Source organism: Nonomuraea sp. NPDC049655, assembly GCF_044465465.1.
Classification (GTDB): Bacteria; Actinomycetota; Actinomycetes; order Streptosporangiales; family Streptosporangiaceae; genus Nonomuraea.
In genome coordinates this window covers 1-19,013 of record NZ_JBITLS010000012.1, presented here as the reverse complement: position 1 = coordinate 19,013, position 19,013 = coordinate 1, and the positions used below count along the sequence as shown (strand labels likewise).

At 74.4% G+C, this 19,013-nt stretch carries 20 protein-coding genes and 1 pseudogene; 14 read left to right on the top strand and 7 right to left on the bottom strand.

Translation table 11 applies throughout. The annotated features are described in order from the left end of the window. Nucleotides 1–25 precede the first annotated feature (25 nt). From ACIBQ6_RS33905 to ACIBQ6_RS33880, 6 genes are read left to right on the top strand one after another with little or no spacing between them, the layout of a single operon-like run. Nucleotides 26–1,633, top strand: coding sequence for a class I adenylate-forming enzyme family protein (locus ACIBQ6_RS33905; protein WP_397216852.1), 1,608 nt, complete (start codon nucleotides 26–28; stop codon nucleotides 1,631–1,633). Then, on the top strand, nucleotides 1,624–3,402 hold the full coding sequence (locus ACIBQ6_RS33900; RefSeq protein ID WP_397216850.1) for a CoA transferase: 1,779 nt from the start codon (nucleotides 1,624–1,626) through the stop codon (nucleotides 3,400–3,402). The genes ACIBQ6_RS33905 and ACIBQ6_RS33900 overlap by 10 nt, the downstream gene beginning before the upstream one ends. Next, nucleotides 3,403–5,064, top strand: a complete 1,662-nt coding sequence (locus ACIBQ6_RS33895; protein WP_397216848.1) for a class I adenylate-forming enzyme family protein — start codon at nucleotides 3,403–3,405, stop codon at nucleotides 5,062–5,064. It abuts the gene before it with no gap. Continuing rightward, a complete protein-coding gene (locus ACIBQ6_RS33890; RefSeq protein ID WP_397216846.1) occupies nucleotides 5,061–5,858 on the top strand; it encodes a class I SAM-dependent methyltransferase in 798 nt (265 codons plus the stop codon). The genes ACIBQ6_RS33895 and ACIBQ6_RS33890 overlap by 4 nt, the downstream gene beginning before the upstream one ends. Beyond that, the gene (locus ACIBQ6_RS33885; protein WP_397216844.1) at nucleotides 5,858–6,286 is read left to right on the top strand and encodes a carboxymuconolactone decarboxylase family protein; all 429 of its coding nucleotides are present in this window, start codon (nucleotides 5,858–5,860) and stop codon (nucleotides 6,284–6,286) included. The genes ACIBQ6_RS33890 and ACIBQ6_RS33885 overlap by 1 nt, the downstream gene beginning before the upstream one ends. 25 nt (nucleotides 6,287–6,311) lie before the next feature. Then, nucleotides 6,312–7,481: a hypothetical protein gene (locus ACIBQ6_RS33880; protein WP_397216842.1), complete on the top strand. Its 1,170-nt coding sequence runs from the start codon at nucleotides 6,312–6,314 to the stop codon at nucleotides 7,479–7,481. Between the two features lie 4 nt (nucleotides 7,482–7,485). Here the strand turns inward: ACIBQ6_RS33880 and ACIBQ6_RS33875 are convergent, their stop codons facing one another. Beyond that, the gene (locus tag ACIBQ6_RS33875) at nucleotides 7,486–8,139 is read right to left on the bottom strand and encodes an SDR family NAD(P)-dependent oxidoreductase (protein WP_397216840.1); all 654 of its coding nucleotides are present in this window, start codon (nucleotides 8,137–8,139) and stop codon (nucleotides 7,486–7,488) included. A gap of 77 nt (nucleotides 8,140–8,216) precedes the next feature. Here ACIBQ6_RS33875 and ACIBQ6_RS33870 point away from each other — a divergent pair, with 77 nt between their 5' ends. Together ACIBQ6_RS33870 and ACIBQ6_RS33865 are read left to right on the top strand one after the other, a co-directional pair. Then, entirely contained in the window at nucleotides 8,217–8,600 is a 384-nt protein-coding gene (locus ACIBQ6_RS33870; RefSeq protein WP_397216838.1) for a MerR family transcriptional regulator, read from the top strand. 13 nt (nucleotides 8,601–8,613) lie between these two features. Beyond that, nucleotides 8,614–9,060: a pyridoxamine 5'-phosphate oxidase family protein gene (locus ACIBQ6_RS33865; protein ID WP_397216836.1), complete on the top strand. Its 447-nt coding sequence runs from the start codon at nucleotides 8,614–8,616 to the stop codon at nucleotides 9,058–9,060. A 13-nt stretch (nucleotides 9,061–9,073) separates the two neighbouring features. Here ACIBQ6_RS33865 and ACIBQ6_RS33860 read toward each other — a convergent pair whose 3' ends face one another. Next, nucleotides 9,074–9,865 (bottom strand): maleylpyruvate isomerase N-terminal domain-containing protein, encoded by a 792-nt coding sequence (locus tag ACIBQ6_RS33860; protein ID WP_397216834.1) that lies wholly within the window; start codon nucleotides 9,863–9,865, stop codon nucleotides 9,074–9,076. A gap of 98 nt (nucleotides 9,866–9,963) precedes the next feature. Between ACIBQ6_RS33860 and ACIBQ6_RS33855 the strand changes: the two genes are divergently transcribed. Together ACIBQ6_RS33855 and ACIBQ6_RS33850 are read left to right on the top strand one after the other, a co-directional pair. Then, nucleotides 9,964–10,512, top strand: a complete 549-nt coding sequence (locus ACIBQ6_RS33855; RefSeq protein WP_352326247.1) for a TetR/AcrR family transcriptional regulator — start codon at nucleotides 9,964–9,966, stop codon at nucleotides 10,510–10,512. Further along, complete coding sequence (locus tag ACIBQ6_RS33850; protein ID WP_358300865.1) at nucleotides 10,496–10,915, top strand: DUF5360 family protein; 420 nt, start codon at nucleotides 10,496–10,498, stop codon at nucleotides 10,913–10,915. The genes ACIBQ6_RS33855 and ACIBQ6_RS33850 overlap by 17 nt, the downstream gene beginning before the upstream one ends. Here ACIBQ6_RS33850 and ACIBQ6_RS33845 read toward each other — a convergent pair. After that, nucleotides 10,866–11,348: a VOC family protein gene (locus tag ACIBQ6_RS33845; RefSeq protein WP_397216832.1), complete on the bottom strand. Its 483-nt coding sequence runs from the start codon at nucleotides 11,346–11,348 to the stop codon at nucleotides 10,866–10,868. The two genes, ACIBQ6_RS33850 and ACIBQ6_RS33845, sit on opposite strands and share 50 nt — an antisense overlap. 86 nt (nucleotides 11,349–11,434) lie before the next feature. Here ACIBQ6_RS33845 and ACIBQ6_RS33840 point away from each other — a divergent pair, with 86 nt between their 5' ends. Beyond that, on the top strand, nucleotides 11,435–12,442 hold the full coding sequence (locus tag ACIBQ6_RS33840) for a helix-turn-helix transcriptional regulator (protein ID WP_397216830.1): 1,008 nt from the start codon (nucleotides 11,435–11,437) through the stop codon (nucleotides 12,440–12,442). Here the strand turns inward: ACIBQ6_RS33840 and ACIBQ6_RS33835 are convergent. Continuing rightward, nucleotides 12,351–13,136: an alpha/beta fold hydrolase gene (locus tag ACIBQ6_RS33835; protein ID WP_397216828.1), complete on the bottom strand. Its 786-nt coding sequence runs from the start codon at nucleotides 13,134–13,136 to the stop codon at nucleotides 12,351–12,353. The two genes, ACIBQ6_RS33840 and ACIBQ6_RS33835, sit on opposite strands and share 92 nt — an antisense overlap. 106 nt (nucleotides 13,137–13,242) lie before the next feature. Here ACIBQ6_RS33835 and ACIBQ6_RS33830 point away from each other — a divergent pair, with 106 nt between their 5' ends. Continuing rightward, on the top strand, nucleotides 13,243–13,863 hold the full coding sequence (locus ACIBQ6_RS33830; RefSeq protein ID WP_397216826.1) for a TetR/AcrR family transcriptional regulator: 621 nt from the start codon (nucleotides 13,243–13,245) through the stop codon (nucleotides 13,861–13,863). Continuing rightward, entirely contained in the window at nucleotides 13,860–15,278 is a 1,419-nt protein-coding gene (locus ACIBQ6_RS33825; protein WP_397216824.1) for an MFS transporter, read from the top strand. The genes ACIBQ6_RS33830 and ACIBQ6_RS33825 overlap by 4 nt, the downstream gene beginning before the upstream one ends. Nucleotides 15,279–15,492: 214 nt before the next feature. Here ACIBQ6_RS33825 and ACIBQ6_RS33820 read toward each other — a convergent pair whose 3' ends face one another. Further along, a complete protein-coding gene (locus ACIBQ6_RS33820; RefSeq protein ID WP_397216822.1) occupies nucleotides 15,493–16,434 on the bottom strand; it encodes a DUF5996 family protein in 942 nt (313 codons plus the stop codon). 91 nt (nucleotides 16,435–16,525) lie between these two features. On the opposite strand from ACIBQ6_RS33820, the gene ACIBQ6_RS33815 reads away from it, so the two are divergent. Then, nucleotides 16,526–16,924: a MerR family transcriptional regulator gene (locus tag ACIBQ6_RS33815; protein WP_352326258.1), complete on the top strand. Its 399-nt coding sequence runs from the start codon at nucleotides 16,526–16,528 to the stop codon at nucleotides 16,922–16,924. Here the strand turns inward: ACIBQ6_RS33815 and ACIBQ6_RS33810 are convergent. Both ACIBQ6_RS33810 and ACIBQ6_RS33805 read right to left on the bottom strand, forming a co-directional pair. Beyond that, the gene (locus ACIBQ6_RS33810) at nucleotides 16,911–18,110 is read right to left on the bottom strand and encodes a hypothetical protein (RefSeq protein WP_358300844.1); all 1,200 of its coding nucleotides are present in this window, start codon (nucleotides 18,108–18,110) and stop codon (nucleotides 16,911–16,913) included. The genes ACIBQ6_RS33815 and ACIBQ6_RS33810 overlap by 14 nt on opposite strands. A 112-nt stretch (nucleotides 18,111–18,222) precedes the next feature. Beyond that, nucleotides 18,223–19,013 (bottom strand): annotated as a pseudogene (locus ACIBQ6_RS33805) (phospholipid carrier-dependent glycosyltransferase); the annotation flags it as partial.

Here is a 19,013-nt window from a genome sequence, read left to right as displayed (position 1 = left end):
GCCCGTTTTTCAACGACGTACGCGCATGGAGAGAAAGCAGATGGCCTTCTTCACCCGGCCCATCGAGTTGGGCACCCTTTTCGACGACCTCGCCGATCGCGGACGCGGGACCGGCGTGCACGTGAGCCGTCCCCTGGACATCGCCCCCCACCTGGGCGCCGACCTCGACCTGCCGGACCTGGCCGAGCTGGTCAGGGAGGCGGCCGGCTGGCTGGCCGCCGCCGGCGCGCGCCGGGGTGACCGGGTCGCCGTCGTCAAGCGCAACCACTGGGACTACGTGCTGCTGTCCTGCGCCGCCGCGCGCATCGGGGCGGTGCCCGCCACACTGTCCGCCGACCTGCCGCCCGACGTGCTGGAGATCCTGCTCAAACGGCTGGAGCCCGCGCTGCTCGTCACCGACTCCGCCCTCGCCGCCCGGCCCGGCGTGGCCGTCCAGGCGCCGCGCACCCTGGTCCTCGACGGCACGGCGAAGGGGCTGCTGTCGCTGGACGACGTCCGCGGCTGGGCCGTGCCGCCGGTGCACCGGCCCGCGCTGGACGACCCGCTGGCCGTCATGCACACCTCCGGGACGACCGGGGTGCCCAAACTCGTCGTGCACTCCACCCGTACGCTGCTGCGCCGCCTGGCCGGGTTCGAGGCCCACCGGTGGCCGGTGCTGGGCAGCCGTCCCGACGACGTCGTGGCGAGCGCCATCTCCTTCGCCCACGGGCGGGCCCTGGCCTGGACCGCGAGCGTGTTGTGGCTCGGCCCCGCCAAGGTGCTGGCCGTCTCCGCGCCCGGCTGGGAGGAGGCCGGCCCGTTCCTGGCCCGGCACCGGCCCACGACGCTGGAGGCGCTGCCGGCCACGTACGTGCGGTGGCAGCGGCGCGCGCTCGGCGAGGCCGGCCCGTTCGCGCGGGTGCGCCTGTACATCAGCACGTTCGACGCCGTGCACCCGCCCACCGTGCGCGCCTTCCTGAACGCCACCCGGCGCCGGCGGCCGGTGTGGATGCAGGGCTGGGGGCAGAGCGAGACCGGGCCGCTCACCTTCCGCCTGCTCACCCGCCGGTCCATGGCGGACGACGACGGCCGCCACCCCACCACGCGCGACCTCGGACGTCCGGTGCCCACGCGGACCCGGCTGCGGGTGGTGGACCGCGAGACGTTGCGTCCGCTGCCGCGCGGCGCGAGCGGGCTCGTGGTCTGCCGCACCAAGGCCCTGTGCCTCGGGTACGTCGGCGAGCAGGAACGGTGGCAGGGCAAACGGCTCGGAGGGTGGTGGCACACCGGGGACGTCGGGACGCTCAGCCGTACCGGCCGGGTGCGGTTCGTGGACCGGGAGACCGACACGATCCCCGGCGCGAGCTGCGTGGAGCTGGAGGACGTGATCGACGACCGGCTGCCCGAAGTGCTGGAGTGCGTGATCCTGGGCGTTCCCGGACGGCCGTCCCTGCCGGTCGCGGTCACCGAGGACGGCGGCCTCGACCGCGACGCGTGGCGGCGGGCCGTCGCCGACCTGCCTGAGCTGGCAGACCCCGTGGTGATCACCTGGGACCAGGTCCCCCGCACCGGCACGGGCAAGGTCCGCAGGACGGCGCTGCGCGAGCTGCTGGGCGAGACCCCCGACACGTACGGCACCGGGCGGTGGACGTGACGCCGGGGACGCGGGCCGCCGGCCGGTCCGTCGCCGAGCGGGAGGCGGTCGCCTGGCCGCTGGCGGGCGTGGTCGTGCGGGCGCGCGGCGAGTCGGTGGCGTTGCGGGTGGCCGTCCAGCGGTTGTGCGCGCTGGGCTGCGAGGTCCGGTTCGACGGCGCGCCGCCGCCGGACGGGTCGCCCGCCGGGTGGCTGGGGGTCGCCTCCGCGCCGTTCGGCAGGCCGGGGGAGGCGCTGCCGGAGTGCGGGATCGGCTGGTCGGGGCCGGTCGGGGTGCCGATGGAGGGCGAGCGCGACGTGCAGGCGGCCTGCGGGATCGCCCACGTGCACGGGCGGGCCGCCGGCGGGCCGAGGGCGCTGCGCCTGGACTACGCGTCGGTGTGCGCGGGGGTGCTCACCGCCCAGGCGCTCACGGCGGTCCTGCTCGCCCTGCTGCGGGGCGGGCCCGCGCTGGCGGCGCGCACGTCCGTGGCGCAGGCGGCGCTGCTCGCGCTCACCCAGTACATCGCCGTCGCCACCTGTGAACGCTTCGACCCGCCCCTCTCCGCCGGACGCGTGCCGTCCCCGGGAGCGGGGCGGGTGCCGCCGTTCCGGTCGGCGGACGAGGTGCGGTTCGAGATCGAGACGTTCGACGCGGAGTGCTGGCGGCGGTTCTGGGACCTGCTCGGCGCCGAGCCGAGGGCCGCGGCGGCGGGCTGGCCGCCGTTCCAGCAGCGGTTCGCGACGGCGACCTGCACGCTGCCGGCCGGGCTGGGCCGGACGGCCGCCGCCGCCGGTTACCGGGACGTCGTGGCGGCCGCCGCGGACGCCGGCGTCAGCGTGCTCCCGGTACGGGACGCGGACGCGCCGCTGCCGCCCCCGCCCGCCTCGCCGTGGCGGCTGCGCGCGCTGACCGAGGCCGCCACCGAGGCCGCCACCGAGGCCGCCACCGAGGACGCCGCCGGGGAGCCGGCCGGCCTGCCGCCGCTCGCCCGGGACGCCCGGGGCCCGCTGGCCGGGCTGCTCGTCGTGGAGTCCACCAACCGGGTGCAGGGACCGCTGGCCGGACACGTGCTCGGCCTGCTCGGCGCGGACGTCGTGCGCCTTGAGCCGCCCGGCGGGGACCCGCTGCGCGGCGTGCCGCCCATGGCGGGGCCGACCTCGGCCCGGTTCCTCGCGCTCAACCGCGGCAAACGCGCCCTCGAAGCCGACCTCAAGTCCGCCGCCGGACGCCGGGCCGCCCTGCGCCTGATCGCCTGCGCCCACGTGTTCCTGCACAACTGGCCGCCCGGACGGGCCTGCTCGTACGGGCTCGACCACGACGACCTCGCGCCCGTCCGGCCGTCCCTGGTGTACGCGCAGGCCGGGGGGTGGGCCGAAGCGCTGCCCGCGCCGCAGCCCATGGGCACCGACTACCTGGTGCAGGCCTACAGCGGGGTGGCGGCGCGGCTGGCCGGACCCGGCGAGCAGCCCGCGCCGTCCCTGATGACGCTGACCGACGTGCTGGGCGCGCTGATCAGCGCGGAAGCCGTCGTCGCGGCGCTGGTGGCGCGCGCCCGCACCGGCGCCGGCGTCCGCGCCGGGACGGCGCTCATCGACGCGGCCCGCCTGCTGCGCGCCACCCCGCCCGGGACGCCGCCGGGGAGCCGGGAGGCCGCGCCCGTGACGGATCTGGCCGCCATGGCCGACGACCCGGCGTTCCACCGGGTGCTCGACCGTACCCCGCAAGCCGCCTACAGCCGTGCCCCCTGGACGTTCGTGCCAGCCCCCCACCACGAGGAGGCCCTCTGAATGCGTACCGACCCCCTGCCCTGGACGTCGGCCAACGGGATCGTCCTGGCCGACCGCGTCCCCGCGGACGTGCGCGCGGCGTGGACCGCCCGCGGCCTGTGCCCCGGCCTGGACCTGTACAGCCTGTTCAGCCGGCACGTGCGGCGCACGCCGGAGCGCGAGGCGGTCGCCGACGAGACCGGCTCGCTCGACTTCGCCGGCTTGGACGCCCGCGTGCGCCGGGCCGCCGCCGCACTGGCCGCCGCCGGGCGGGGAACGGCCGACATCATCGCCGTCCTGCTGCCCAACGGGCGCGACGCGGTGGTGGCCGAGCTGGCGGTGGCCGCCGTCGGCGCGGTGGCCCTGCCCATCCCGCACACGCGGGGACGGCGCGACATCGCGGGCCTGCTGAACCGGTCCCGGGCGGCCGCGCTGATCACCGTGCCCGAGCTGGCCCTGGGGCTGCGGGCCGGGCTGCCGTACCTGGAGCAGACGTGGACGTTCGGCCCGCCCACGCCCGGCGCCCGATCGCTCGACGAGGTGGCCGAGCAGGACGTCCGCGCGTGGCGGCCCGCGTGCCCGGACGCCGAGCGGCCCGCCCGGATCCTGCTCTCCTCCGGCACCGAGTCCGAGCCGAAGATGGTCGCCTACTCCCACAACGCCATGGCCGGCGGCCGGGGCGCCTACCTGCGGGCCGTGCTGGGCGAGGACGGGCCCACGCGCAACCTGCTGCTGGTCTCGCTGGCCTCCTCGTACGGCTCCTGCGGCACCTCCGTCCTGCTGGCCCGGCACGGCGGCACGCTGATCCTGCGCGCCCGCTTCGACGCCGCCGACGCGTTGCGCGCCGTCGAGCGGCACCGCCCCACCCACCTGTACGGCGTCCCGACGATGTTGCGCCGCATGGCCGACTCGGCGGCCGAGGCCGACCTGTCGTCGCTGCGCCGCGTCGTCACCAGCGCCCAGCCCCTGCACGGCGAGGCCAGGCAGGCGTGCGCCCGCCGGTTCGGCGTGCCGCTCGTCAACGTGTACGGCTCCACCGACGGCGTCAACTGCCACACCGGCCGCGCCCCGGACCGGTGGGCCCCCGGCCTGGCCGGAACCCCGGACCCCGCCGTCGCCGAGATCACGATCCGGGACGCCGAGGGCGAGCCGGTGCCGCCGGGCGAGCCGGGCGAGATCTGGGCCCTCGGCCCGATGACCCCCCTGTGCTACGTCGCCGCCCCCGACCTGGACGACCGCTACCGCGCCCCCGGCGGCTGGGTCCGCACCGGCGACCTGGGCCGCCTCGACCCCGACGGCACGCTGTGGGTCCTCGACCGGATCAAGCGCGTCGTGATGCGCGGCGGCCTCAGCATCTCCCCGGCCGAGGTCGAACGCGAGCTCAGCGCCCATCCCGACGTCGCCGACGCCTTCTGCGTCCCGGTGCCGGACGACGACCTGGGGGAGCGCATGTGCGCCTGCGTGTCGCCGCGGCCCGGCGCGAGACCGCCGTCCCCGGCCGAGCTGATCGTCTACCTGCGCGAGGAACGCGGCCTGGACCGGCGCAAACTCCCCGAACGGTTCCTCTGGCTGCCCGAACTGCCGCTCGGCCCGACCGGCAAGGTCTGCGCCGCCACCCTCACCCGCCTGGCCGCGCAGTCGGCGGTGCCCGTCCCGCGCAGCCCGATGAGGAGCGGCCGATGAGCCGGACCGCCTACGTGTTCGGCGAGCGCCGCGACCACGTCGCCGAGCAGCACCGCTGCCTGGAGCTGGCCTACGACCCGATGACCATCGAACGCCTGGCCGAGGCGGGCGTCGGGCCCGGCATGCGGTGCCTTGAGGTGGGCGCGGGCGGCGGCAGCGTGGCGGAGTGGCTGGCCCGCCGCGTCGGATCGGCCGGGAGCGTGCTGGCCACCGACGTCGAGCCCGCCTTCGAGCCCGTGGCCCCACGGCTGGAGGTGGTCAGGCACGACATCGTCCGCGACCCGCTGCCGGAGGCCGCGTTCGACGTGGTGCACGCGCGGCTGGTGCTGCTGCTCCTGCCGGAGCGGCTGGCCGTGCTGGACCGGCTCGTCCGGGCGCTCAAGCCGGGCGGCGTGCTGCAGCTGGACGAGTTCGACATCACCTACGGCCCCGGGCTGCTGATGCCCGACCCGGCCTCGGCCGAGCTCTACGAGACGTTCATGCAGGCCAAGATCCGCGTGATGACGCGCGCCGGGGTGGACGTGGCCTGGGGACGTCACGCGGCGGCGGCGATGCGGCGGGCCGGGCTGACCGGCGTCGACCCCAGGCCCCGGGTGGAGCTGTGGGACGCGCGCTCGCCCGGGGCGCGGCTGGTCGCCCACCACACCAGGCACCTGCGCGACCGGTTCGCCGAGGAGGGCCTGACCGACCGGCAGCTCGCCGACGTGCGCGCGCTGCTGGCCCATCCGGACTTCCGCGCCACCTCGTGCGTGACCTACTCCGTGCAGGGCCGCCGTCCCCTGGAGGTGGCGTGATGCGCATCGACCTGCACGGCGCCGCGCCCGGCGTGCACGCCGCGATGGCCCGCTTCGACGCCGCCGCGAGCCGGGAGCTCGATCCCGCGCTCGCCGAGCTGGTCCGGGTGCGGGCCTCGCAGCTCAACGGCTGCGCGGTCTGCCTGGGCCTGCACACCCGCGCCGCCCTGGAGGCGGGCGAGGACGCCGAACGCCTGCACACCCTCGCCCTCTGGCGCGACAGCACCCTGTTCACCGGGCCCGAACGCGCGGCGCTGGCGCTCACCGAGTCGATGACCAGGATCGCCGAGGCCGGGGTGCCGGAGGAGGTGTTCGACGCGGCCCGCGAGCACTTCGACGAGACCGCGCTGGCCCACCTGCTGTGGACGATCGCCGCCATCAACGTCTGGAACCGGGTGGCGATCGCCGCCGGTCCACCCGCCGGATAGGCGGCGGCTGTGGCACGATCGAGGCATGCGATCCCGTACGGAGGTGGCCTTAGCGGGCCTGATCGTGCTCACGCTGACCGGCGGTTGCGCCGACCCGGCGACCCAGCGGGTGTCCCTGATGAACGACCCGTCCGCGCCGCCGTCGTCCAGCCTGGCGCCGGCCATGCCGCGCGTCGCCACGGACGCCCCGGCGATGCCGGGCGGGACTCCGTCGCCGTCGTACTTCCGGCCGCCGCCGTTGGTTCCGGCGACCTCCCTGGCCGAGCCCATGGCGACGGGCAAGCCCCTGACGGCGACCGGGCCGCCGCGCTTCTTCGTCGCCGCCCGGACGCCGATCTTCTCCTTCGCGGACCACTCCAAGACGGCAACCGCCACGCCGGTGCCGCCCGCCGTGAACGACGCCGTGACGGGCGCCTTCGTGGCGGCCGTGCCGCTGCCGCCCGGGGTGCGCTCGTCCTGGCACCTCGTCGCCGCCGCCCCCGACAACCGCACGTTCGTGCTGGCCGGATGGACGGGGCTGGACACGCCACTCCGGCTCTTCCGCATCCGTCTCGACGAGAAGGGACGGCCCGGCGAGCCGGAGCTCGTGCCCGACCTGGAACCCGAGCCAGACCAGGTGACCGCGATGGCGCTCAGCCAGGACGGCACCAGGCTCGCCTACACCGTCACGCTCATCGGCGGCGGGACGAAGGTGGCTGTCCTCGATCTGGCCACCGGGCGGCGGCGGGACTGGGTCACCCGGGAGAGCACCGCCGTCATGGGCCTGGCCTGGGCCCCCGACGGACGGCGGGTGGCCACGGTGCTGGGCCGAGGGGGCCTCAGCGTGCTCGACCTGGGGAACGCGGGCACCGATCTGATCGCCGCGTCGCGGCCGGTAAGGCCGGACAGGGCGGTGTGGAGCCCCCAGTCGGTGGCCTTCACCCCCGACGGGGGCGCCCTGCTCTACTCCGCCGGTCACGACGTCGAGCGGGTGCCGATCGCGGGCGGCCGGCCCCAGGTGGTGGCCCGGCTGACCCTGCCGCGGGGAGCCTCGCTGGGCCTTCGCTTCAGCATCGACGGGACCGGCAGGCAACTGCTGTACACGGACGGGTGGCGGGCGCACCGGGTCGACCTCGCCGACGGGTCCGCCACGTCGGTCCCGATCGACGCGGGCGAGCGCTCGGGCGAGGGCGAGTCGCCGGTCGCCGCCTGGTGAGGGGTCAGGCGCCGAGGTGCTGGGCCTCGTGTTCCCACTGGTCGCGGGGCTGGGTGTGCAGGCGCCAGTAGTGCTCGGCGATGTCGTCGGGGTCGAAGGCGGTGCCCGGGGCGACCACGCCGGCCACCGTGACGCTGGCCACGTGCACGCCGTCCGCGCCGTACTCCTGGTCGAGCAGGGTCACCAGGGTTCGTACGCCGGCCTTGCCCAGTGACAGGCTCACGTAGTCCGGCTTGGGATGCGGCATGCCGCCGGTGACGATGAACGTGCCGCCGCCGCGCCCGGCCATCCCCGGCGCCACGTGGGCGGCGGCGGTGAGCGCCCCGACGACGTTGACCGCGTACGCGTCGAGCTGGGCGCGCGCCGGCAGCTCCCCGGGCCGGTCGGCCTGGACGATCGCGGCGTTGTACACCACGACGTCGGGCGGGCCCAGCTCGGCGGCCGTCTTGTCGAGCGCGGCGCGCAACGCGTCCTCGTCGGTGCTGTCGGCGACCGCCGTGGCGACCGGCACCCCGTAGGAGGACAGGGACGCCGCCGCCGACTCCACCGTCCGCGCGCTGCGCGCGATCAGGCCGACCGGCAGCCCCTCGGCGGCGAACCGGCGCGCCACCGCCTGCCCGATCCCCGGCCCCGCCGCGATGATCACTGCTCCGGACACCTTCATCTCCCATCTGTAGTGGCGACAATGGGGACGATAAAGGGTCACATCCATGTGAAGGTCAACCCGGAGGCTCCATGCGAATCGGCGATCTCGCCCGGCAGACCGGAGTGAGCCGCAGGCTGCTGCGCTACTACGAGGACCAGGGCCTGCTCACACCGCTGCGCCGGCCGAACGGCTACCGCGAGTACGCCGAGACCGACGTCGCGGAGGTGCGCCACATCCGCGCGCTGCTCGCAGCCGGCCTGCCCACGTCGGTCATCACCAGGGTGCTGCACTGCGTCCACGACGACGGCGCCGACATGGTGCCCTCCTCCTGCCCCGAGATGATGGACAACCTCAACCGCGAGCGCGCCCGCATCAGCGGCGAGATCAGCCGCCTGGCGGCTTCGCGGAAAGCGCTCGACTCCATGCTCGCCACCGCCCGCGAGCCTGCCGAGAGGAAGCATCCGCCCAGGTGAGAGGATGGACGGCATGGATCTGGGGGCCATCCGGACGATGAGTCGCGAGGAGTGCCTGACGCTGCTGTCCACGGTTCCCGTGGGCCGGGTGGCGTGGGCGCGGCCGGGCGGCACGATCATCGTGCTGCCGGTGAACTTCACGCTCGACGCCGACACCGTCGTGTTCCGGATCCCGCCCGGCCGCATCCTGGAGGCGATCGAGCACCGTGTGCCGATGGCGTTCGAGGTCGACGACATGGAGCCGGCCATGCGCACCGGGTGGAGCGTGCTGGTGACCGGCGTCGCGGAGGTCGTCCGGGATCGGGAGGAGGCCGGGCGGCTGGAGCGGCTGACCGGCGCGCCCTGGCCGGAGCTGGCCGATCCGGTGCTCGTCCGGCTGCCGTTGCACCGCGTGTCCGGGCGTCGCCTGCCGCTGCATCCGGGCGGGGTGGTGGTCGAGCGCCTCGGCGGGGAGGCGTGAGGCCGCGGCAGGCTCACACCGGCGGGACGAGCGTGAAGTAGCGGTCGAGCAGGGCCCGGTCGCCGCGGACGTCGAGCCGGTCGGCGGGCAGCCGGCGCCACAGGTGCAGCAGCAGGTCGGAGGCCGTTCCGACGAGCTCTACCGCGCCCGTCGAGTCGCCGGTGAGCCGGACGTCGTCGCCGTCGAAGCACACCGCCCACACCTCCGGCCCGTCGCTCTGGCGGAACAGGTAGCGCTCGCCCGCGCCGGGCGGGGCCTGCGTCCAGGACCTGCGGGCCGGGGCCATCACCTCGAAGACCTGGGTGACGGCGTCGGCGGCGAACGCGGCGTCGATAGGGGCGGCCGTGCCGAGCGCGTTCTCGGCGTCCCAGCGGTGGACGGCCGCCTCGATGGCCTGCATGCGCTGCCAGAACCCGACGGTCTGCGCGGCGGACCACGTCCAGGCGGGGTCGTCGGGGGAGGCGGCGGAGAAGCGCGCTCCGAGCCGCGCGGCGCCCTCGGCGAACCAGTCGAGCACGGCCGGGGGCACCGGCCCGGTGTTGGGCGCGCGGTCGGGATGGGGCCAGTCGCCGAAGTCCGCCGGCAGGCCGAGGACGGCGACGTCGGCGGGGTCGGGCAGCCCGGGAAGGCGCTCGTCGATGACGGCGTGCACGTGCCGGTGCACCGCGCCCAGGTGGATGACCAGGTCGGCGACCGACCACCCGGGACAGGACGGCACGAGGGGCGCGCCACCCGACGCGGTCGCCCGCCGCGCGGCCGCCTCGAACGCACGTGCCTCGCGGTGGAAGTGTGCGACATGATCCATGGGCTCGCTCCGATCGGCTGGGTGCGGAGGTCGGATGACGTTTATGCGCGGGACGGAACCGCTCGAAACTGTACCGGTCAGCCGGTACAGTAATGGCCATGCCACGACCCAGTTCCAAGGACCGGCTGCTCGACGCCGCCGCCGACGTGCTGCTGACGGAGGGCGCGGAGTCGCTGACGCTGGAGGCGGTCGCCCGGCGGGCGGGCGTCTCCAAGGGCGGCCTGTTCTACCATTTCCCGACCAAGCAGGCCCTGGTCGCCGCCATGGTCGCGCGGCTGACCGACGCCTTCGACCAGGCGCTGGCGGCGGCGGGCGGCCGGCCGGGCGACTTCCTGCGGGCGTACGTGCGGGCCACGATCCCCGAACGGCATACCGCCTCCGTCCCGGCCGACCGGGTCACCGTCGCGCTGCTGGCGGGCGTGCTGGTCGACCCGGCCGGGCTGGAGCCGCTGCGCGAGCGGTTCGCCGCCTGGCAGGCCCGGCTGGCCGACGACGGCATCGACCCGGCCGCCGCGACCGCCGTCCGGCTGGCGGTGGACGGCTGGTGGGCCGCCCGCCTGCTCGGCCTCGGCGAACCCGGCCCCGGCCTGCACGAACCCACCCGCCGCTACCTGATGGAGGCCATCGATCGTGCTGCGCGCGACTAAGGCGTTGATGCTGCTGACGGATGTCGGCTTCGTGGCCTACTTCACGATCACCGGCCTCGGCCTGATCCCGCCCGAGTGGGCCTTCGCCGACTATGCCGATCCGCTGATGGCCGACTGGAACTGGTCGTTCCTCTGGATCGACCTCCTGGCCAGCGCCACCGGCCTGACCAGCCTGTGGCTGCTGCGCCGGCGCTCGCCCGCGGGCGAGCCGCTGATGCTGGTCTCGCTGGTGCTGACGGCGGCCTCGGGGCTGATGGCGATCGCGTTCTGGACGCTGCGCGGCGACTTCTCGCCCGCCTGGTGGATCCCCAACCTCTACCTGCTGCTCTTCCCGCTGCCGGCGATCGCCGCGCTCACCGCCCGGGGAAGAATTCCGCGCTCTGGACGTATTCCATCGCCCTGACGAACCCGGGGTCGGCCAGGCGGCGCTCCGCCTCCTCGGCGGAGACGTCCTCGACGTGGGTCTGGATCCACCACAGGTTGCCCCAGGGGTCGCGCACCCGGCCGACGAGGTCGCCGAAGAACAGGTGCGTGACGTCGGTGACGGACGTGCCGCCCGCCTCGACCGCGCGGCGGTGGACGGCTTCCGCGTCGGGCACGTACAGGCGGAGGAAACCGGGCGTCGCGGGCCATTCGGGCCGGGCGTCGAACATCATCACCACGGCGTCCCCGATCCGCACCTCGGCGTGCTGGACGTCGCCGTCCGGGCCGGTCATCCGGCCCAGCTCGACGGCGTCGAAAGCGGCCTTGAGCCAGTCGATCAGCCCGGCCGTGTCGCGCGAGATGATCCACGGCGTCACGGTGGTGTAGCCCTCGGGGACAGGGTTGACGGTCATGATGTGCCTCCTCGATCGGTGCGTCGAGACGACGTTAGAAGGCCAGTAGGTCAATTCTCGTCCTACATCGGCGGCATTCTTGGACCATGACGTCCTTGCGGTTGCTGAGCCTGCTGTCGCTGCTCCAGACCCCGCGCGAATGGCCGGGCGGCGAGCTGGCCGAGCGGCTCGGGGTCAGTCGCCGCACGGTCCGGCGCGACGTCGAGCGGCTGCGCGACCTCGGCTACCCGGTGGTCGCCACCATGGGCGCGGACGGCGGCTACCGGCTGGTCGCGGGCGCGGCCATGCCGCCGCTGCTGCTGGACGACGAGGAGGCCGTCGCCATCGCCGTGGGCCTGGTGACCGCTGCCCGGCATCCCGTGCAGGGCATCGAGGAGGCGTCGGTGCGCGCGCTGGCCAAGCTGGAGCAGGTGCTGCCGTCCCGGCTGCGCCACCGGGTGGCCTCGCTCGGCGCCGCGACCGTCCCGCTGCCCGGCGCCGAGGGGTTCGACGTCGATCCGGGCCGGCTCACGACGCTGGCCATGGCCGTCGCCAACCGCGAACGGGTGCGCTTCCGGTACCTGGCGGGCGACGGCGCGCGCAGTGCCCGGCTGGTGGACCCGTACCGGCTGGTGGCCGCCGGGCGGCGCTGGTACCTGCTGGCCCACGACCACGACCGGGACGACCGGCGGCTGTTCCGCGTCGACCGCATGGACGACGTACGGGCCACGGGCGCCCGGATCACCACGACCGAGCCGGCGGACCCCGCCGCGTACGTCGCCGCCAAGCTCTACTCGGGCGCGCCCACGTACGAGGCGGTGGTGACCCTGCACGCGCCCGCCGAGGTCGTGGCCCGCGCGATCCCCGGCGAGCTCACCCCGCTGGACGCGCACACCTGCCTCCTGCGCGCCTCCGCCGACACCCTGGACTGGCTGGCCTTCCGGCTGATCACGCTCGGCTGCGAGTTCGAGGCGCACGAGCCGCCCGAGCTCGTCGCCCACCTTCAGGGGCTGGCCGCCCGGCTCACCCGCGCGAGCGCGCCAGGAACTCCAGCACCAGCGGGCTCGCCACCTCGCGGAACTCCTCGAAGTAGGCGTGCCGCGCCCCCTCGATGAGCCGCAGCTCCGCCCCCGGGATGCGCCCGGCCAGCAGCGGGGCGTTGGCGGCCGGGTTGAACACGTCGTCGGCGCCGTGCACGACCAGCGTCGGCGCGGTAATGGCGGGCAGCACGGCCCAGGCGTCGTGCCCGGCGCTGGCGGCCAGGTGGCGGCGGCGCGCGTGGGCGGGCATGCCCGGATCGCCCACCGTCCGGTACGGCCCCGGATGCGTGGCCAGCCAGCCCGGCGTGTACATCAGCTCCAGCAGCGCCCGCCCGGCGGCGGCCCGGTCGGGTTGCGCGAGCGCCCTGCGCACGTCGGCGCCGCGTTCCAGGCCGTGGACGCCGCCGGGGGAGGTGCAGCCGAGCACCAGCGCCCTGACCCGGCCGGGATGGTCGGCGGCCAGCCACTGGGCCACCCGGCCGCCCATCGACGTGCCGTAGACGTCGGCGCGGGTGACGCCCAGCTCGTCGAGCACGGCCAGCACGTCTTCGGCGAACCCGCGGGTGGTGTAGGGCTCGTCGGGCTTGTCGCTGTCGCCGGTGCCGCGGTAGTCGAAGGTGATCGTGCGGCGGGCGCGGTCGAAGTCGTCGCGGACCGGGTCCCACCAGCGGTGGTCGTTGGCCTGGCCCTGGAGCAGCACGAGCGCGGGACCGCTGCCGCGGACCTGGTAGGACAGCTTGACGCCGCCCGTCGTCATGGCGAAAGGCACGCCTTCGATGGTGCCACGGCGACGCATATGCCCTTGACGGAGTGAGTACTCACTCCGTACCGTTGGCGGTATGACGAACGAGACGAGCCGGCGGAGAGCGCCGGCGATGAGCCCAGAACGACGCCGCGAGATGATCGTGAAGGCCGCCCTCCCCCTGGTGGTGGAGTACGGCACCTCCGTGACCACCGCCCAGGTCGCCCGCGCGGCCGGCATCGGCGAGGGCACGATCTTCCGCGCCTTCGGCGACAAGGAGGCGCTGCTCGCCGCCTGCATGGCCGAGGCGCTGCGCCCCGACGACACCCTCGCCCACGTGTCCGCGATCTCCCTCGACCTGCCGCTGGCCGACCGGCTGGTGGAGGCCGCCGAGGCACTGCGCGGCTACCTGGCCAGGATGGGCGCGGTCGCCGGCGCCCTCGCCACCACGGGCGGCCTGCGCCGCCCCGCCCCCGGAGGCGAGCCCCGCCCGGCACCCGGAGGCGAGCCCCGCGCCGCCGAGGGGTCCGGGCGGCCCGGGTCCGGGCGGGAGGAGTCGATGGCGGCCTCCCGCGAGGCCCTGGCCGGGCTGTTCGAGCCCGAACGCGACCGGCTCAGGCTGGCCCCCGAGCGCCTGGCCGAGGCGTTCCAGTTCCTGGTGATGGCGGCCGGCCGCGGCCCGTCCCCGCTGGGCTCGGAAGAGCTGGTGGACCTGTTCCTGAACGGCGCGCTCGGGGCGGGCGAACGCCCTTGACCGACCTCTACGAGGACCTCGCGCCCCGCCGCCGCACGGCGGTCACCTTCGCCTTACTCGGCTGCGCCTTCCTGGGCATGCTCGACGGCACCGTCGTCGGCACCGCGCTCCCGCGCATCGTCGCGCAGGTCGGCGGCACCACCTCCTGGTACGTCTGGCTGATCACCGCCTACCTGCTCACCTCGTCGGTGAGCGTCCCCATCTACGGCCGCTTCTCCGACCTGTACGGCCGCCGCCGCCTTCTCCTCTCCGGCCTCGCGATCTTCCTGGCCGGCTCCCTGGCCTGCGGGCTCGCCGGCTCGATGGAGGTCCTGATCGTCAGCAGGGCCGTCCAGGGGGTCGGCGCGGGCGCGCTGCTCACCCTGGGCATGGCCCTGATCCGCGACCTCCATCCGCCGCACCGGAGCGAGGGCCTGATCCGCATGCAGACCCTGCTGGCCGCCATGATGATCGTCGGCATGGTCGGCGGGCCGCTGGTCGGGGGCCTGCTGGCCGACCACGCGGGCTGGCGCTGGGCGTTCCTGGTCAACCTGCCCGCCGGGGCGCTCGCGGCCGCGCTGATCGCGCTGCTGCTGCCCGACCGGCGTCCGCCGCGCACCTCGGGCAGGCTCGACGCGGCCGGGATCGCGCTGCTCACCGCGGGCCTGTCGCTGGTGCTGATCGGCCTGAGCCTCAAGGGCAACACCGGCCGCGGCTGGAGCGACCCGGCCGTGCTCGGCTCGCTGCTCGGCGGGGTGGCGCTGCTGGTCGCGCTCGTCCCCGTCGAGCGGCGGGCGGACACGCCGGTGCTGCCGCCGCGGCTGATGCGCCGCCGCACGTACGCGGCGCTGCTCGCGGGCGGGTTCTTCTTCCAGGTGGCGGGGCTGCCCGCGGGCGTGCTGCTGCCGCTGTACCTCCAGCATGTGCGCGCCTACTCGGCCACGGTGTCCGGCCTGCTGCTGCTCCCGATGCTGGTGGGCATGATCGCCGGGAACCGGCTGACGGCCGTCCTCGTGCTGCGGTCCGGCCGTACCAGGCCGGTGCTGCTGACCGGGGCCGCGCTGGTCACCGCCGGCACGCTCGCCTTCGCCGCGCTCGGGCCGGGCACCTCGCCCTACCTGGTCGGGGTCTGGCTGCTGCTCGTGGGGCTCGGCACGGGCCCGGCCATGGGCGGGCTCACCATCGCCACGCAGGGCAGCGTCCCGCACGCCGACATGGGCGCGGCCACCGCGGGTTCGGCGTTGTCGAAGCAGCTCGGCGGCTCCTTCGGCCTGGCCTGCGCCCAATCGCTCATCGGCGCGCAGGTCAGTGCGGCGGCCGTGGGCTCCACCGTCGCCTGGACCGGCGGTGTCGCGGGCCTGCTGGCCTTCGCCGTCCTGCTGCTGGTCCGCGAGAGCGGGCTGCCGGCCCGGCAACCGGCCGCCGTCCGGACCTGAGCGGAATCGGGGGGAACGCGGGGAATGTTCCTGGAGGAACCCCCGTTACATAGACCGTGGCCGGTGTGTCCAGTGTCCCCGGGCCTCACCTATTGCCTTCGCGGACTACCGTTCGGCTGGAGCCGCGTTGTGCCTTTCGCCGAGAGGCGACCTGCACACCGGTACACGCACACGTGGAAGCCCGCCCTCTCCGGAGGGCGGGCTTTCGCGTCGTTCACACCGGGCGGTTCTTCACGTAGTACGGGTCGGTGATGCCGCCGGGGCAGGCCACCTCCTCGACGTCCAGGTGGGTCAGCTTGGCCCCGGCCTGGTAGGCGCTCTGCAGGAACTCCAGCACGCTCGCCACCGGATCGCCCATGGCGCGCACGTCGTCGTAGCGCAGCACGGCCAGATGGCTGCCGCGCGCGGGCAGCCACTCGGCCTGCTCGGGCAGCAGCGGCTCCCGCTCCAGCCCCTTCGGCTCCGGCGCGGTGTAGGAGTAGAACGCCGGCCAGGGCCGTTCCTTGTCGCCGAACCAGAACCCCGCGCTGATCACCTCCCGGCTGTACGCCTCGCGGGTGACCGGGTCGGCCTCCTCCGGCACCTCGGCCGGGCGTCCGGTGAAGAGGGTGACCGCGATGTCGAACGTGTGCCAGAAGTGGTGCACCGGGCTGACCTTGCCGCCGAAGTCCGCGGCGAACCGGTCGAGCAGCTGCGCCACCTGCGACAGGATCCGCCAGTAGCGGTTGATCAGGACCGGGTCGTAGTGCGCGTGGCGGGTGTCCTCGGCGAACGGCGTCTCGTCGTCCAGGTCGTACGGCACCGCCCAGATCTCCGGCCGGATCCCCAGGTCGGCCAGCGTCTGGAAGAGCCGGGACTGGAACGCGGCCACCGACAGCCCGATCATGCTGAACTCCGCGCTGCGGCCGTCCAGCACGTCGATCACCAGGCGGTGGCGGACGAGGTCGAAGTCCACGCAGAACAGCGGCTGCTCGCCGAGCCCGCCCATGGGACGCGTCGTCAGGCCGCGCCCGGTCAGATGGAACGGCACCTGCCACCAATGGTTACGCCGGTTACTCACCGTCAGCCGGATTTTCCCGACGATCTGCGCGAAGCGGTGGAAGGTCTCCTTGGTGTCGGCCCACTCTTCGAGTGGCATGGCCGGAAAGAGCTCCATGTGTCCATCGTAACTACGCTGCGTAACCATTCTTCGGGGGGTCTCCGCTAATATCCGGCTTGAAGGGTGGTTCAAGTCGAGGAGCCGGGGCATGCGGGACACGTTGATCGACATTGGCGAGGTGGCCAGGCGTACCGGGCTGGCCGCGTCCGCGCTGCGCTTCTACGAGCGCAAGGGGCTCATCGAGGCCGAGGGCCGCAACGGCCTGCGCCGCGTCTACCTGCCCGAGACGCTCGACCGGCTGGCGCTGATCACCTGCGCCCGCGACGCCGGGTTCACGCTGTCGGAGATCGCCGAGTTCCTGCGCGCCCGGCCGGCGGACACGCGGCTGCGCGAGCGCATGGCCGCCAAGGAACGCGAGGTCGACCAGCGGGTGCGGCAGCTCACCCGGCTGCGTGACAGCCTGCGCCACGCGGCCGTGTGCGAGCACGACCCGCTGGTCGAGTGCCCCGAGTTCAAGCAGGCCGTGAAGGCGGTCAGCCAGAGCTGACGTACTTGCGCGGGCGCAGGGCGTGGGCGCGCAGCGCGGCCAGGGCCGCGTACTGGCCGGGCCGGTCCATCCGGACGACCAGGTCGTCGCTGTAGGCCAGGCCCAGCGCGGTGAGCTGGGAGACCAGGTCGGCGACCGGCGCGGTGACGTCGTCGAGGCTCGTGGCCGGGTGCCAGCCCTCGCCGCCCACCACCTCGGCCACCCGTTCGCGCAGCTGGGCGGGGGACATCAGGACGCCGTCGGCCAGCAGCATGAGCGTGGCCTCGCGGGCCGAGACCTCGAACTCGTGCTCGCCCCTGGCCAGCAGCAGCCGGGTGACCGCCTCCCACATGGCCTCCGGCGAGCCCAGCAGGTGCCGGCCGTAGTCGGTGATGGCCAGCCGGGCGCCGTCGCGGCTGATCGCGCCGAGCTCGCGCTCGGCCAGCTCACGCAGCCGCAGCGCCGCGGGCGAGGGGGCCAGCCGGAGCGGCAGGCTGCCCTCGGAGGCGGCCAGGGACAGCAGCTTGCGCAGGGCGGGCAGGGGTTGCGGCGTCACCGGCGCGTGCAGGCGCACCTCGAACGGCTGCGCCAGCTCCCGCCTGGCCGGGCCGCGGCCGAGCACCCAGCGGTTGAGCCGTTCGCCGTGCACGCGGTTGAGCCAGCTGTCGCCGCCCAGCTCGGCGCGGGGCTCGGTGAGCCAGCGGCGGGTGAGCGCGCCGCGGTCGACGTCGTCGCCGGCGACGATCGCCAGTTCGAGCGCCGCGGAGCAGGCCACGTGCGCGCCCAGCTCCTCCGGGCCCATGATCATGCTCCACTGCAGCTCGGGCACGTCGGGCGGGAGCACGCCCGTGGCCTCCAGGGCCTTCTGGTAGGCGCTGGTGCCGGCGTCCTCGCCCTCCTGGGCGTAGGTGCGCAGGATCTGCGCGGTGGTGGGGGACACGCACAGGGCGGCGTAACGTTCCATGCCGCCGAGTTGCAGCAGCCGTGCCAGTGAGCGGGACAGGCGTTCGTGGTCGCCTCCGGGCCGGAGCGGGCCCACCTTGATCGGAAGCGTGTACCAGAGGAACTCGCAGACGTCGAGCTGGGTCACCGTCTCCAGCGGTTCCCCACCCGTCAACCATTCGACGGCGGTCCTGGCCTCCTCGGCCAGGTCCGGCTGAGATCGCTCCAACTCGGCGAGAAGGGCGGTGACATCCGGTGCACTCATGCCTCGAAGTTTGCCGTATCGAACCCAGCTATGACGATGACCGAATGCGGTGCGTATTGGGTCTTGCACAGCGACTACCCTACGAAACCGATGTTTACCTACAGTGAGCGGGTCAGATCCATCGTTTGTCGAACAGCATCCGGGCCTTCCACTCGGTGTACGGGATCACTTCGGCGGACAGGATCGGGTGCAACCACCAGAAGTTGATCAGTGCCAGCAGCGCGTACGCGCCGACCACCGCGGCCCCCAGCGTGCGGCGCATCGGCATGGCCCCGCTCTCCGTCGGCGTGGCGGGCCCGATGAGCAACCCGGCGCACAACGTCAGCGCCAGGATCATGAACGGCACCATGGGGATCGCGTAGAACAGGAACATCGTGCGGTTCTCGGAGATGGCGAAGTAGAACCAGGGCAGCCAGCCCATCGCGTACGCCAGCAGCACGGCCCCCGCCCGCCAGTCGCGCGAGGAGACGTACCAGGCGATCAGGGCCACCAGCGCGGCCAGCGCGCCGAACCAGATCACCGGCGTGCCCACGCCGAGCACCGCCTCCGAGCAGTCCTTGGCCCCGCACACGTTCTGCTTGCCCTCGTAGAAGAAGGCCACCGGACGCAGCAGCAGCGGCCACTGCCACGGCTCCGACATGTACGGATGGGACGTCTCCAGCCCGTTGTGGAAGGAGAAGACCTGCCACTGGTACTGGACCCATGAGCGCATGGAGTCGAACAGGAAGAAGAAGGGGCCGGAGGAGGTGGCCTGGTCCCAGTTGCGGCCGTAGCCGTTCGCGGAGGCGAACCAGCCGGTCCAGGTGGCCATGTAGGCCGCGAAGGGGATGACGGTGAAGGAGAGCAGGGCGTGGGGGAGGTCTTTGTTCCAGGCTCCGGCGTAGGGGCGTTTGAGTCCGATGG